The organism is Actinobacillus suis ATCC 33415 (assembly GCF_000739435.1).
Taxonomy (GTDB): Bacteria; Pseudomonadota; Gammaproteobacteria; order Enterobacterales; family Pasteurellaceae; genus Actinobacillus; species Actinobacillus suis.
Genome location: NZ_CP009159.1, coordinates 2,404,718 through 2,419,654, shown reverse-complemented (window position 1 = coordinate 2,419,654; position 14,937 = coordinate 2,404,718). Strand labels below are relative to the sequence as shown.

The following is a 14,937-nucleotide window of genomic DNA, read 5'->3' as shown; positions in this document are numbered from 1 at the left end:
GTGTCTGTGGCGCACATATTACTAGAATTTAGAAATATGTCAAACCCTTTTTCTTAAAAATTAGAAAAAATTAGACGTTTGCCTAGATTACAAACAAAAAGAGTGATTTTCAGCAATTTTGTGAATAATTCTCAACCTTTTCATAGAGTTATAAAATAAGCGGTCGAAATTTTCAAAGATTTGCAAAAAAATCCGAAAATTCGACCGCTTCGCTAAGTGTAACTAAGAACTCAACCCAATTTAGGCATGAATACGAACGCGATAGCGTTTATCCATCATACATAATAAACCGCCTAACGCCATAAATAACCCGCCAAGCCAAATCCAACGAATAAACGGTTTGTAATATAAACGAACGCCCCATGAGCCGTCTTCAAGCTTTTCACCTAAAGCAGCATAAAGATCTCGGCTAAAACCCCAATCAATCGCCGCTTCGGTCATACCCATTTTACTCACGTTATAAAAACGCTTTTCTGCATTTAAGGTTGCTTCATATTCACCGTTTTTAGTAATTGCAATTTCTGCTGTGCCACCTTGGTAGTTCACTCCGTCAGTAATCTTGATTCCTTTAAATTCAAAATTGTAATCCAGAATTTGTACTTGATCGCCCACGTTCATACGAACGTCTTTCTCAATACTAAAATTCTGACTAAATGCGATACCAAATACGGTCATCGCTACCCCAACATGCGCTAACACCATCCCCCAATGCGAACGAGATAATTTAAAAATGCCGCTAAAGAAGGTATGGCGATGTGTCGCACGTTGATGTAATTCATATAAGCTCAAAATAACGATAATTGCCGCCATCATTACCCCTAACACAGAGGTTGCGGTAATACGATCAGCAAACAAATATGGTAATGCAAAACCAAGCACCGTCATTAATACTAATGAGATAAGTACCGGCGTACGAATCGCTGAAATTTGATCTCTACGCCATTTCACTAATGGGCCGATACCCAAAATAAAGGCAAACGGTACCATTAAGATAACAAACATTTGATCAAAGAACGGCGCACCAATAGAGATTGAGCCTAAACCGATCTGCTTATGAATTAGCGGTAAAATCGTACCTAAAAATACCACGGATAAAAATGCCATTAATAAAATATTATTAATTAACAACATTGATTCACGTGAATAACGTTCATAATTATCTAAACTTTTAATTTTCGAACCTTGGAAGGCATAAAGTAATAATGAGCCGCCAATAACCAGCACTAAATAAGCCAAGATATATAAACCACGTGTTGGATCCGACGCAAACGCATGCACCGAAACCAATATGCCTGAACGCACCAAGAACGTACCTAGCAAGCAAAGCGAAAATGCTAAGATAGCAAGTAACACTGTCCAAGCTTTAAAGGTACTGCGTTTTTCCGTGACCGCTAAGGAATGAATCAGCGCTGTGCCGGCAATCCAAGGCATTAAAGAAGCATTCTCGACAGGATCCCAGAACCACCAGCCGCCCCAGCCTAATTCATAATAAGCCCACCAAGAACCTAACACGATACCTAGCGTTAAAAATACCCAAGCTGCCATGGTCCAAGGACGAGACCAGCGTGCCCAAGCGGTATCCAATCTGCCGGTCATTAGGGAAGCAATCGCAAAGGCGAATGCCACCGAGAACCCGACATATCCCATATATAATAACGGCGGATGGAAAATTAAGCCGACATCTTGCAACATCGGGTTTAATTCTCGACCGTCTGCCGGGAAATTAGGGAAGGTACGATCAAACGGATTCGAACTAAAAATAATAAATAATAAGAATCCAATACTAATTAAGCCCATGATACTCAATACGCGCGCCACGGCTTCTTCCGGCATCTGACGACTAAAGGCAGCTACAGCAACCGCCCAAAGTGATAATAGCCAAATCCAAAGCAATAGAGAGCCCTCATGAGAGCCCCAGACCGCCGATAAACGGTATTGTAGCGGTAAGGTTGAATTCGAGTTATTCACCACATACTGCACACTAAAATCATTTACGGCAAATAAATAGAAAAGTGAGCCGAATGAAATCGTTAACGCAAGAAACATTCCCCATGTCATCGGGCGAGCTAACGACATTAAGGTGATATTACCTTTCTGTGCACCGATAAGCGGTAAGATTGCCAATAAAATTGACAATCCTAACGCAAGTGCTAAGCCATAATTGCCTAATTCCGCAATCATTATTTAGACTCCCCTTGCAAAGTCTTCAGGGTCTCTTCTATTTCCGCTCTATCACGCTCTGATTCACCTTTTAAATCAGATTCTGAAACACCCATCTTATTGTGTTTTTGTTTTAATTTGTCACCTAACTCCGGTGGCATATAGTTCTCATCATGCTTCGCCAATACTTCCGTTGCTCTTAAACGAGTCGGCTCAATTAATACGCCTTGCGCCACAATGCCTTGCCCTTCACGGAATAAATCCGGCAAAATACCTTCGTATTCAATCGTAATCGAAGGTCCAACATCGTTCACATCAAATTCAACTTTTAAGGTTTTCTCATCACGTTTTACCGTATCTTCCACAACCATTCCGCCAACACGAATACGTTGACCCACTTCCGGTTTTTGGTTCGGATCATCATTCTTACCATTTACAATTTCCGATGGCGTATAAAATAAATCGATATTCTTACTTAGCGCATAAAGCGTCAGACCGGCGGCAACCGCCACACCGAATAAAATTGAAACCACCACTTTCAATCGCGATTTACGTCTTGGATTCATAGTAATCACCTTTCAAAATGTGCCGATTGCACAAAAAAATTTAAATAAAAAACTCTGCGTAGAATAACAAAAAATCATTTAAGATTCCGCTATTACTTTAATCTCTAGAAAGAATCTTTGCTTTTTCTCAAACCCTATACCTCAAAATAAGTAAGCGGTCATTTTTCTAACTAACTTGCAAAAAGTTATATAAAAATGACCGCTTAATTCCATAGCTATAACTACTTCTTATTGAGTTGTGCCTCTCGCGCTAACTCTTTTTTGACTTGTTGCATAATTTGCTTTTCTTCTCGACGAGAGAACCAAATCAAGCCCCCCATCGCAATAATAGAAACTGCATAAGAAAGCCAAACATAGAAACCGTAATTTCCCATTGAAAGGAAATCACTTAATGATTCAAATTGAAATTGCATCTTTTTCTCCTAATTTAACCGCTTATTCTGTTACAAGTGCTTTTACCCAAGGACGCTTACGCTCATCATTTAAGAGCGCGATACGATAACGCCAAATACTAAACCAAGCGGTAAAAATTAAGCTGCCGAAAATTGCCAATAATAACGGAATCAACATTTCTACAGCCATAGACGGCTTATCTAATTTCGTAATGGTTGCGCCTTGATGTAAGGTGTTCCACCATTCCACTGAAAAGTGAATAATCGGAAGATTGATTACACCAACGACCGCTAACACTCCAGCCGCTTTCGCACCGGTTTGCTTATCTTGGAAAGCCGAATACAGCGCCATCACGCCAATATATAAGAAGAATAAAACTAAAGCAGACGTCAAGCGAGCGTCCCAAACCCACCAAGTTCCCCACATCGGTTTACCCCAAATTGCACCAGTTGCAAGCGAAATAAAGGCAAACACTAATCCGATTGGCGCCATAGAAATCATCGCAAGGCTTGCTTGGCGAATCTGCCACACTAATGCCACTAATGCGGCAACCGCCATTGAACCATATACTCCCATTGACCAAATTGCCGCCGGCACATGGATAAAGATAATGCGATAACTATCACCTTGCTGATAATCCTTAGGTGCGAAGCCAAGCCCCCATACAAACGCAGCCACCAACATCATAAAACTTAACCAACCCAATACCGGTTGAACTTTCCCGAGCAATCGATATTGCGTTTCCGATTTAGCGTAGGGGTGAAGCCATTTCCACATAACATCTCCAAAATTGCAAAAAATAATAAAAATTTAACCGCTTACTTGCCTGTATAGGCTTCAAGAATGTGCTCTATTGAACACTAATTCTCAACGCTCCGGCAATCGCAAAAGGCGAGAAAGTTAGCGTTAACGCAAGAATCGCACCAATGATCGCAAGCTGACCGCTATATCCCATATTCAAGGTTGCAGCTTCTAATACTGCGGCGGCAAAAATCAATACCGGTAAAAATAATGGCAAAATAAGTAAACTGAGCAATGTCCCACCTTTACGTAGACCGACCGTAAGCGCAACACCTATCGCCCCTAAACAGCTAAGAATCGGCGTTCCCAGTAGTAAAGTAAGAACGAGTGCCCACCAAACTTGTGTTTCTAACGATAGCAGAATCGCTGCAACCGGTGACAATAAAATCAGGGGCAATCCGGTTAATAACCAGTGTGCAATCACTTTTGCTAACGCAACTTGTGGCAACCCAACCGGCAAAAGCATCAGCTGTTCCAAAGAGCCGTCCACATAGTCATCCCGAAATAAACGTTCAAACGATAATAATGCCGATAATAATGCGGCAACCCATGCCACTCCCGGTGCAATTTTGCCTAATAATTCAGGATTTGGTCCCATTAATAATGGAAAAAGGGTAATCACAATCAGAAAGAACCATAAGGGATTTAAAATCTCCGCCGGCTTGCGAAAAGCAATAGTCAGTTCTCGCTGAATAATATTAAATAAAATCATATTAATTAGTTATATCTTAAATTTATCTAATGAAAGAATCTGTACTTGGCTGCTTTCTGCTGTCTGATGGCTAGTGAATATTACTATCCCGCCATTCTCACAATGGCGTTCGATATGAGAGATCAAATCAGCCACACCTTTTTTATCAATTGCGGTAAAAGGTTCATCTAAGATCCAAAGCTTCTGCTTAGTCAGCCACAATTTTGCTAAAGCAACACGACGTTGCTGGCCTGCAGAGAGGTGTGAACAAGGTAAATCTTCTCGCCCAACTAATCCCACTTTATCCAAAGCATTCCAAAGTGCATCATCACTTAACGGCAACTTTTGCATTTTTTGGAAAAAACGTAGATTTTCCCATGGACTCAGTTCCGGTTTCACTCCGGCATGATGCCCCAAATAAAATAATTCTGTGTAATATTCTTCACGGCATTTCTGAATAGGCTCATGATTCCAAAGGACATCGCCTTCGGCGGGTGTCGATAATCCAGCAAGAATTCTTAATAAACTTGTTTTACCAATACCGTTATGTCCTTCAATTTGTAGCCAATCTCCGCTTTTCACAGAAAACTGACAGCCTTCAAAAAGACGGTTCTCGCCCCGTTCACAAGCTAAATTAATCACTGAAAGTTGATGCATATAAGACATAATATTTATTGGTAGTAAAGTTAACAAAGTTTAACATAAGCCTACATTTTAGCGTAGCAAAGCCGTTACCTCTTTAGAGGTAACAAGCGGTCAAATTTGGTAATTTTCTTGCAAATATTGATAGGAATCAAATCGCATCAAAGCCCTAAAATTTCTTTCACAAAAGGCACTGTTAATTTCCGCTGTGCCTGTAAAGAGGCCCTATCAAGGCGATCTAATTCGGTAGAAAGCGTTTGTAAATCTCTATCCAAACGTTTTAGTAAGAAATTAGCAACCTCATCGGAAAGCTCCATTCCTTTTTGATATGCATTGCGTTGCAAAATAATTCGCTTTTGCTCATCACTTAAATCATTTAACTGATACACTTCTCCCCACGTAAGACGGGAACGGAGATCCGGTAAATTAATCTTTAATTGATGCGGAGGACAATCAGCACTTATCAGCAGCAAAGTCTTATGACCACTGCCGAACAAACCTTGTTGCTCCCGAATCTGATTAAAAAGATTGAAAATAGCGAGTTCCCAAGCTTCATCACCGGCAACCACCTGAATATCATCCAAACAGATAACATCTAATTGTTCGGCATTATCCAAAACCATCGGAGAAAAGTATTGTGATTTTTCTAAAGGAATATAGCTAGACGTTTGCTGATTCAGTAAATAATGATTACTTACCGCTTTTAGGAGATGACTCTTACCACTACTTTTCCCGCCCCAAATATAAAAGAACGGCTGCTGCACATCGACAAAATTTTGGCGCAAAGAATCCAACAGCACAAGGCTGTTTTCTGCGTAAAAATTATCGAAAGTCTCATCATCTACTTGATGAATGGGTAATGGTAATTGCAAAGAGATGTTTAAATCCTATAGATATAATCAATAGTAGAAGAATAACGGAAAAGAGTGATTTTGAGAAGTAGTCAAACCAGAAAATACCTTCCTTCGCATTAAAAGAAGACAAACAATTCACTTTCATTTTACCCGTTCTAGCTTGACTTGATTTTTAGTAGCCGTTTTCTTATTTTAAACAAGCGGTCAAATTTCCCTGCCGTTTTGCAAATCATTAGTAAGGCAGCTTAAATCAGCAAAAAGGAAAAAAAGGAAAGGAGAAAATGAAAGTAAAGATAAGGATGAGGTTGAGGCTGAGGCTGAGAATAAGGCTCTGGATAAAACAACATCGTTGTCCGTTGTAAAAAAGCAAAAACCCCGTGGTTATCGCTAACCACAGGGTCCTAAATTCAATCTGGCGATGCCCTACTCTCACATGGGGAAGCCCCACACTACCATCGGCGTTACCGCGTTTTACTTCTGAGTTCGGAATGGAGTCAGGTAGAGCCACAGCACTCTGGTCGCCAGAATATTCTGTTGATGTCTTTTGTCTTCTTTCTTTGTCTTTGTTCTTTCTTCTTAAATTCGAAACAAGCTGCTACTGAGTGTAGTGCTCAAAAACACTTGAGCGTTGTATAGTTAAGCCTCTCGGGCAATTAGTATCTGTTAGCTCAATGGCTCACACCACTTACACACCAGACCTATCTACGTCGTAGTCTCCAACAACCCTTACCGACTTATAGTCGGGGAGAACTCATCTTGAGGCAAGTTTCGTGCTTAGATGCTTTCAGCACTTATCTCTTCCGCATGTAGCTACCCAGCAATGCCTCTGGCGAGACAACTGGAACACCAGTGATGCGTCCACTCCGGTCCTCTCGTACTAGGAGCAGCCCCTCTCAATTCTCCAACGCCCACGGCAGATAGGGACCGAACTGTCTCACGACGTTCTAAACCCAGCTCGCGTACCACTTTAAATGGCGAACAGCCATACCCTTGGGACCTACTTCAGCCCCAGGATGTGATGAGCCGACATCGAGGTGCCAAACACCGCCGTCGATATGAACTCTTGGGCGGTATCAGCCTGTTATCCCCGGAGTACCTTTTATCCGTTGAGCGATGGCCCTTCCATTCAGAACCACCGGATCACTATGACCTGCTTTCGCACCTGCTTGACTTGTCTGTCTCGCAGTTAAGCTTGCTTATACCATTGCACTAACCTCACGATGTCCGACCGTGATTAGCAAACCTTCGTGCTCCTCCGTTACTCTTTGGGAGGAGACCGCCCCAGTCAAACTACCCACCAGACACTGTCCGAGACCGCGTTCCGCAATCTTCGTTAGAACATCAAACGTTAAAGGGTGGTATTTCAAGGACGCCTCCAACAACACTGGCGTGTCATCTTCAAAGGCTCCCACCTATCCTACACATCAAAATTCAATGTTCAGTGTCAAGCTATAGTAAAGGTTCACGGGGTCTTTCCGTCTAGCCGCGGGTACACCGCATCTTCACGGCGATTTCAATTTCACTGAGTCTCGGGTGGAGACAGCCTGGCCATCATTATGCCATTCGTGCAGGTCGGAACTTACCCGACAAGGAATTTCGCTACCTTAGGACCGTTATAGTTACGGCCGCCGTTTACTGGGGCTTCGATCAGGAGCTTCTCTTTCGATAACACCATCAATTAACCTTCCAGCACCGGGCAGGCATCACACCCTATACGTCCACTTTCGTGTTTGCAGAGTGCTGTGTTTTTAATAAACAGTTGCAGCCAGCTGGTATCTTCGACCGGTTCAACCTTCGAGAGTAAATCTCTACAATCTACGCCGGCGCACCTTCTCCCGAAGTTACGGTGCTATTTTGCCTAGTTCCTTCACCCGAGTTCTCTCAAGCGCCTGAGTATTCTCTACCTGACCACCTGTGTCGGTTTATAGTACGGTTTAGTATAACCTGAAGCTTAGTGGCTTTTCCTGGAAGCGTGGTATCGGTTACTTCATCTCCGTAGAGACTCGTCATCACTTCTCGGTGTTAACGGAATTCCGGATTTGCCTAAAATTCCCACCTACCGGCTTAAACAGACATCCAACAGTCTGATAACCTAACCTTCTCCGTCCCCACATCGCAGTTATACCAAGTACGGGAATATTAACCCGTTTCCCATCGACTACGCTTTTCAGCCTCGCCTTAGGGGCCGACTCACCCTGCCCCGATTAACGTTGGACAGGAACCCTTGGTCTTCCGGCGAACGAGTTTTTCACTCGTTTTGTCGTTACTTATGTCAGCATTCGCACTTCTGATACGTCCACCAAACTTCTCAATTCAGCTTCATCCGCTTACAGAACGCTCCCCTACCCAACAGTCTTTCGACTGATGCCGCAGCTTCGGTGACTAGTTTTAGCCCCGTTACATCTTCCGCGCAGGCCGACTCGACTAGTGAGCTATTACGCTTTCTTTAAATGGTGGCTGCTTCTAAGCCAACATCCTAGCTGTCTAAGCCTTCCCACTTCGTTTCCCACTTAACTAGTACTTTGGGACCTTAGCTGGCGGTCTGGGTTGTTTCCCTCTCCACGATGGACGTTAGCACCCACCGTGTGTCTCCTGAGTATCACTCTTCGGTATTCGCAGTTTGCATCGGGTTGGTAATCCGGGATGGACCCCTAGCCGAAACAGTGCTCTACCCCCGAAGGTGTCCGCTCAAGGCTCTACCTAAATAGATTTCGGGGAGAACCAGCTATCTCCCGGTTTGATTGGCCTTTCACCCCCAGCCACAAGTCATCCGCTAATTTTTCAACATTAGTCGGTTCGGTCCTCCAATTAGTGTTACCCAATCTTCAACCTGCCCATGGCTAGATCACCGGGTTTCGGGTCTATACCTTGCAACTAAAACGCCCAGTTAAGACTCGGTTTCCCTTCGGCTCCCTTATTCAGTTAACCTCGCTACAAAATATAAGTCGCTGACCCATTATACAAAAGGTACGCAGTCACCCCACAAAGAGGCTCCCACTGCTTGTACGTACACGGTTTCAGGTTCTATTTCACTCCCCTCACTGGGGTTCTTTTCGCCTTTCCTTCACAGTACTGGTTCACTATCGGTCAATCAGGAGTATTTAGCCTTGGAGGATGGTCCCCCCATCTTCAAACAGGATTTCTCGTGTCCCGCCCTACTTGTCGTTAGCTTAGTACCACAATAGACACTTCGAATACGGGACTATCACCCTTTATAGTCGAGCTTCCCAGCTCGTTCTTCTGTGTCTACTGCTATCACTAACAGGCTCTTCCGCTTTCGCTCGCCGCTACTTACAGAATCTCGGTTGATTTCTTTTCCTCGGGGTACTTAGATGTTTCAGTTCTCCCGGTTTGCCTTTACTACCTATGTATTCAGTAGTAAATACTAGATTCTTCATCTAGTGGGTTTCCCCATTCGGAAATCTTGGATTAAACGCTTCTTATCAACTCATCCAAGCTTATCGCAGATTAGCACGTCCTTCTTCGCCTCTGATTGCCAAGGCATCCACCGTGTACGCTTAGTCACTTAACTATACAACCTCAAATGTTTTCAAATCTTATTCAAATCCATTCAATGCTGTATTTTATTCAACTAAACACTTGACTGCTTTTGTTCAGTCAAGATTTTTTTAACTACTCAGACTTTCTTTCGAAAATCTCTCAGTTTTTCAGCTTGTTTCCAATTTTTTAAAGAACAATTTAAGACAATAATTTGACTTATCATCATGACTAAATAAACAAATCTTTTACTTATTCACTTAGTCATGATGATTGGTGGAGATAAGCGGGATCGAACCGCTGACCTCCTGCGTGCAAGGCAGGCGCTCTCCCAGCTGAGCTATATCCCCATACATCATGACTGAACATAATCTCACCTTTCAGTTTTCACTCGTTTAGAGTGGTGGGTCTGAGTGGACTTGAACCACCGACCTCACCCTTATCAGGGGTGCGCTCTAACCACCTGAGCTACAGACCCAAAAGGATGCCGGATTATGTCCGTTTTCGTCTTCTCTTCTATCAAACAATCTGTGTGAACACTTGCAGTCGCTTAATTCTTGGTAAGGAGGTGATCCAACCGCAGGTTCCCCTACGGTTACCTTGTTACGACTTCACCCCAGTCATGAATCATACCGTGGTAAACGCCCCCCCGAAGGTTAAGCTATCTACTTCTGGTACAACCCACTCCCATGGTGTGACGGGCGGTGTGTACAAGGCCCGGGAACGTATTCACCGCAACATTCTGATTTGCGATTACTAGCGATTCCGACTTCATGGAGTCGAGTTGCAGACTCCAATCCGGACTTAGACGTACTTTGTGAGATTTGCTCCATGTCGCCATATTGCTTCCCTCTGTATACGCCATTGTAGCACGTGTGTAGCCCTACTCGTAAGGGCCATGATGACTTGACGTCATCCCCACCTTCCTCCAGTTTATCACTGGCAGTCTCCTTTGAGTTCCCGGCCAAACCGCTGGCAACAAAGGATAAGGGTTGCGCTCGTTGCGGGACTTAACCCAACATTTCACAACACGAGCTGACGACAGCCATGCAGCACCTGTCTCATGGTTCCCGAAGGCACTCTCGTATCTCTACAAGATTCCATGGATGTCAAGAGTAGGTAAGGTTCTTCGCGTTGCATCGAATTAAACCACATGCTCCACCGCTTGTGCGGGCCCCCGTCAATTCATTTGAGTTTTAACCTTGCGGCCGTACTCCCCAGGCGGTCGATTTATCACGTTAGCTTCGGGCACCAGACTTAAAGTCCAATCCCCAAATCGACAGCGTTTACAGCGTGGACTACCAGGGTATCTAATCCTGTTTGCTCCCCACGCTTTCGCACATGAGCGTCAGTACATTCCCAAGGGGCTGCCTTCGCCTTCGGTATTCCTCCACATCTCTACGCATTTCACCGCTACACGTGGAATTCTACCCCTCCCTAAAGTACTCTAGTTGACCAGTATGAAATGCAATTCCCAGGTTAAGCCCGGGGCTTTCACATCTCACTTAATCAACCGCCTGCGTGCCCTTTACGCCCAGTTATTCCGATTAACGCTCGCACCCTCCGTATTACCGCGGCTGCTGGCACGGAGTTAGCCGGTGCTTCTTCTGTAGTTAACGTCAATTACCAAATCTATTAAATTTGATACCTTCCTCGCTACCGAAAGAACTTTACAACCCGAAGGCCTTCTTCATTCACGCGGCATGGCTGCATCAGGGTTCCCCCCATTGTGCAATATTCCCCACTGCTGCCTCCCGTAGGAGTCTGGACCGTGTCTCAGTTCCAGTGTGGCTGGTCATCCTCTCAGACCAGCTAGAGATCGTCGGCTTGGTAGGCCTTTACCCCACCAACTACCTAATCCCACTTGGGCTCATCTCATGGCATGTGGCCTTGCGGTCCCACACTTTAATCCGAAGATATTACGCGGTATTAGCTACAGTTTCCCGTAGTTATCCCCCTCCATGAGCCAGATTCCCAAGCATTACTCACCCGTCCGCCACTCGTCACCCAAGGAGCAAGCTCCTTCGTGCTACCGTTCGACTTGCATGTGTTAAGCCTGCCGCCAGCGTTCAATCTGAGCCATGATCAAACTCTTCAATTCAAAAAGTTTAATCGCTCAATAAACTGCTTAGCTAAAGTTTACATATTACTTCAAAAGTAAAAATGAATTTCTAGTTTAAGCACCTATTAAGACTTCAAAATCAAAAATATTTTTTCAATTAAGTCAATCAACAAGTGCCCACACAGATTGTCTGATAAATTGTTAAAGAACAAAAAGAAACGACGCACTGGCAATCAATTTTAAATCGTTCACAACAGTGCGTCGTTGTGTGAGGTGCATTATAGAGAAATATGAAATCCTTGCAAGTACTTTTTGCAAAAAAATCTTAAAAAAGTGATTGAAAGAACACAATTAATACAATTCGAATATTTTTTATTATTTTTCTGCTAAAAAAGTAACAAAACCCATCTTTAAACGGCAAATAGTGCATTCTTATTTTTCCTAAAAATTCACTTTCTTTTTCTAAAATTAATCGCTACATTCCGTATAACTTATTTATATAGAGGTAGATATCATGCAAAAAGAACATTTTATTGGTTTAGGCGTAGCGGGAAATTTTGCCGGTCATTTAGAACAAGCGGGCGAAGCGGCTGATTTCTTGCAAGTAAAGACTGAAGAAGCAATTCAACCGAAAGCTATCTTTCCTTTCTATGTCCCAAGCCAAACCTTAAACCCAACGGAACAATTCCTCGCAACTTATCCCCTATCTCACGATACGATTACTTTTCCAAATGATGCTGACAATCTGCAAATTGAACCGGAAGTTGCATTGATTTGCGAAATTGAATATCAAAACAATCAAGTCATCGCTCTCAAGCCTACTCATTTTGCCGCTTATAACGACTGTTCTATTCGCCGTCCGAATGCACGTAAAATTTGTGAAAAGAAAAACTGGGGCAATGCGTCAAAAGGGATCTCTGAAATATTGATTCCGTTAGATCATTTTGCACAAGGCGGTATTTTAGATAATTACAATATTGCTTGTTTCCATAAACGCGACGGTAAACTTAATGTATATGGCGAAGATAGCCCTGCTGTAAGCTATAGTTATTTTCATCAAAAACTGCTGAACTGGATTGTAGATAAGATGAATAACCAACCGGATCAAGGGCCAATGAATCATATTGCCGAATTGCTTAAACAAGCGAATTATCCGACAAAAGCAGTGATCAGTATCGGTGCTACCCGCTATACTGAATTTGGTGAAAGCAACTTCCTTCAAGTTGGCGATACAAGTATTGTGGTGGTTTACAATGCTAAGCAATACTCACATGAGCAAATTGCAGAAATGGCTAGCTCGGAACAATTCTCTGCAGACATCTCAGCATTAGTTCAAACGGTACGCTAATCAATTTCTCACTATACAAGCGGTCTATTTTGATAAAAATTTTGCGATCCTGATCGGAAAAATTTTCTTAAAATCAGACCGCTTGTTAGATCCTCTATATATTGGTTTACCTCTTCTCTTAATAGGTAACGAATATGAAAACTCTCCTTTTTATACTTTTATGTTTCAGTACGTCATTATTTGCCAAGACACCCGATTTGATGTTACTAGGTCAATATCGAGATCAAGATATAAATGGCTGGGTAATGAGCGAAAAACTGGATGGTGTACGGGGCTATTGGGACGGCAAGCAACTTATCAGCCGCCAAGGTAATCCGCTTGCACCTCCGGACTATTTTATTAAAGATTTCCCACCTTTTGCGATTGACGGAGAACTTTTTAGCGAAAGAGGAAAATTTGAAGAAATCTCAAGTATCACCAGAGCCAGTGAGCCTAAAGGCTGGTATAAGTTGAAATTCTATATTTTTGATGTACCAAATGCTCAAGGTAATCTATTTGAGCGATTAGCCAAGTTGAAAAATTATCTTTTACAACACCCTACCCCTTATATTCAAATCATTGAACAGATTCCGATTCAAAATAAAGCCCATTTAATGCAATTCTATCAGCAAGTACTTGCCCAACATGGCGAAGGCGTTGTGGTACGTAATCCGAATACTGCTTATATAAAAGGACGTTCTGCACAAATTCTCAAATTAAAACCTGTATTAGATGAAGAATGTACCGTCATTGCTCACCATAACGGTAAAGGGAAATATCGCGATAAACTGGGCGCAATCACTTGTGAAAACCAGCGTGGACGTTTCCGTATCGGATCCGGTTTTAAAGATAAAGATCGTGCAAATCCACCGCCTATTGGTAGTTTGATTACCTATAAATATCGGGGGCTTACCAAACAGGGGAAACCACGTTTTGCTACATTTTTTCGGATGAGAACGGACATTGGGTCAATTCACGTAGTGACTGAATAAATGCACGTGTCGCACGTGATAAATAACTATTTTTACGATAAATGATTACAACTGTTCGACGTATATCTAGCTCTCCATAGCATGGTTCTTTATCAAAATGATTTTTTGACACTAATGTTTCAGGTAATAATGCTACACCTAACCCTGCTCCTGCTAACGCTTGAGCCGTAGTCATACTTTCTGTTTCCAATGCAATTTCAGGTACATAACCGGCTAATTCACACTGCTTAATAAGCATCTCATGTAATTTGTGATTTTTATTCATTTTAATAAAACGGCTCTGTTTAAATTGTTCTAAACATACTCTTTGACTAAAAGAATGATCACCGGCTTTTAACCCTAGTTCTTTAGCAATTCTATGTTCCGGAGGGATTGCTAACAACATTCGTTCTTCAAATAATATTTCATAATCAAAATATTTTTCGTTGACGGGTAATAATGAAATAGCACAATCAACATATCCATGTGTAACCATTTCTTCTAAATTACGGGTACTATCTTCTTTTAAAAATATATCAATTTTTGGATATTGTTGGCTAAAAAGCGGCAATACTCTCGAAAGTAAGTAAGCACTACGGAATGGTGTACTACCGATCGTCACTCTTCCACGTTTGACATTCAAAATATCATCTACTTTTTGCTCAAATTGGTGTTGAATATCTATTATTGCTTTAGCTTTTTCTACATAAAGCTCCCCGACATAAGTTAATTTTAACGGCGAAACACTACGATCAAACAAAGGTGAACCAACCTCTTCTTCCACTTTTTGAATAAATTGGCTCAATGATGGTTGAGAAATGAATAATTTTTTCGCTGCATTGGAAAAATTACGCTCTTCTGCCACTTTTAATACATATTTAAATTGCCGAAACTCCATTTTTTTCCTCTTTTTAGCTTACAAATGGTTAAACTCTATCAAAGATTCGCAAAAAATTCATAAAATTCAACCAC

General features: G+C 42.4%; 10 protein-coding genes, 2 tRNA genes and 3 rRNA genes. 2 read left to right on the top strand and 13 right to left on the bottom strand.

Annotated elements, in window-relative coordinates:
- Positions 1 to 240 precede the first annotated feature (240 nt).
- The 12 genes from ASU1_RS11255 to ASU1_RS11200 form a co-directional block, all read right to left on the bottom strand.
- On the bottom strand, positions 241 to 2,181 hold the full coding sequence (locus ASU1_RS11255; protein ID WP_015674473.1) for a heme lyase CcmF/NrfE family subunit: 1,941 nt from the start codon (positions 2,179 to 2,181) through the stop codon (positions 241 to 243).
- A complete protein-coding gene (ccmE, locus tag ASU1_RS11250; RefSeq protein WP_015674472.1) occupies positions 2,181 to 2,726 on the bottom strand; it encodes a cytochrome c maturation protein CcmE in 546 nt (181 codons plus the stop codon). Before ccmE ends, ASU1_RS11255 begins: the two co-directional genes overlap by 1 nt.
- Positions 2,727 to 2,947: 221 nt before the next feature.
- A complete protein-coding gene (ccmD, locus tag ASU1_RS11245; protein WP_015674471.1) occupies positions 2,948 to 3,139 on the bottom strand; it encodes a heme exporter protein CcmD in 192 nt (63 codons plus the stop codon).
- Between the two features lie 22 nt (positions 3,140 to 3,161).
- Positions 3,162 to 3,896, bottom strand: a complete 735-nt coding sequence (locus ASU1_RS11240; protein WP_015674470.1) for a heme ABC transporter permease — start codon at positions 3,894 to 3,896, stop codon at positions 3,162 to 3,164.
- Positions 3,897 to 3,969: 73 nt separating this feature from the next.
- Positions 3,970 to 4,632 (bottom strand): heme exporter protein CcmB, encoded by a 663-nt coding sequence (gene ccmB / locus ASU1_RS11235; RefSeq protein WP_015674469.1) that lies wholly within the window; start codon positions 4,630 to 4,632, stop codon positions 3,970 to 3,972.
- A 9-nt stretch (positions 4,633 to 4,641) separates the two neighbouring features.
- Entirely contained in the window at positions 4,642 to 5,277 is a 636-nt protein-coding gene (gene ccmA, locus ASU1_RS11230; RefSeq protein ID WP_015674468.1) for a cytochrome c biogenesis heme-transporting ATPase CcmA, read from the bottom strand.
- Positions 5,278 to 5,414: 137 nt separating this feature from the next.
- A complete protein-coding gene (gene hda, locus ASU1_RS11225; protein ID WP_015674467.1) occupies positions 5,415 to 6,125 on the bottom strand; it encodes a DnaA inactivator Hda in 711 nt (236 codons plus the stop codon).
- 392 nt (positions 6,126 to 6,517) lie between these two features.
- A 5S ribosomal RNA gene (gene rrf, locus ASU1_RS11220) occupies positions 6,518 to 6,633 on the bottom strand.
- A 106-nt stretch (positions 6,634 to 6,739) separates the two neighbouring features.
- Positions 6,740 to 9,639: ribosomal RNA gene (locus tag ASU1_RS11215) — 23S ribosomal RNA — on the bottom strand.
- Between the two features lie 240 nt (positions 9,640 to 9,879).
- Positions 9,880 to 9,955 (bottom strand) — tRNA-Ala (locus tag ASU1_RS11210).
- Positions 9,956 to 10,006: 51 nt separating this feature from the next.
- Positions 10,007 to 10,083 (bottom strand) — tRNA-Ile (locus ASU1_RS11205).
- Between the two features lie 83 nt (positions 10,084 to 10,166).
- Positions 10,167 to 11,706, bottom strand: a 16S ribosomal RNA gene (locus tag ASU1_RS11200).
- Together the 16S, 23S and 5S rRNA genes with 2 tRNA genes alongside form the textbook arrangement of a ribosomal RNA operon.
- A gap of 475 nt (positions 11,707 to 12,181) precedes the next feature.
- Here ASU1_RS11200 and ASU1_RS11195 point away from each other — a divergent pair.
- Together ASU1_RS11195 and ASU1_RS11190 are read left to right on the top strand one after the other, a co-directional pair.
- Positions 12,182 to 13,015: a DUF5718 family protein gene (locus ASU1_RS11195; RefSeq protein ID WP_015674466.1), complete on the top strand. Its 834-nt coding sequence runs from the start codon at positions 12,182 to 12,184 to the stop codon at positions 13,013 to 13,015.
- Positions 13,016 to 13,149: 134 nt separating this feature from the next.
- Positions 13,150 to 13,986 carry a DNA ligase gene (locus ASU1_RS11190; protein ID WP_039195645.1) on the top strand — a complete coding sequence of 279 codons (837 nt, stop codon included), beginning with the start codon at positions 13,150 to 13,152 and terminating at the stop codon, positions 13,984 to 13,986.
- Here the strand turns inward: ASU1_RS11190 and ASU1_RS11185 are convergent.
- A complete protein-coding gene (locus tag ASU1_RS11185) occupies positions 13,931 to 14,863 on the bottom strand; it encodes a LysR family transcriptional regulator (protein ID WP_015674464.1) in 933 nt (310 codons plus the stop codon). The two genes, ASU1_RS11190 and ASU1_RS11185, sit on opposite strands and share 56 nt — an antisense overlap.
- Positions 14,864 to 14,937: the final 74 nt, after the last annotated feature.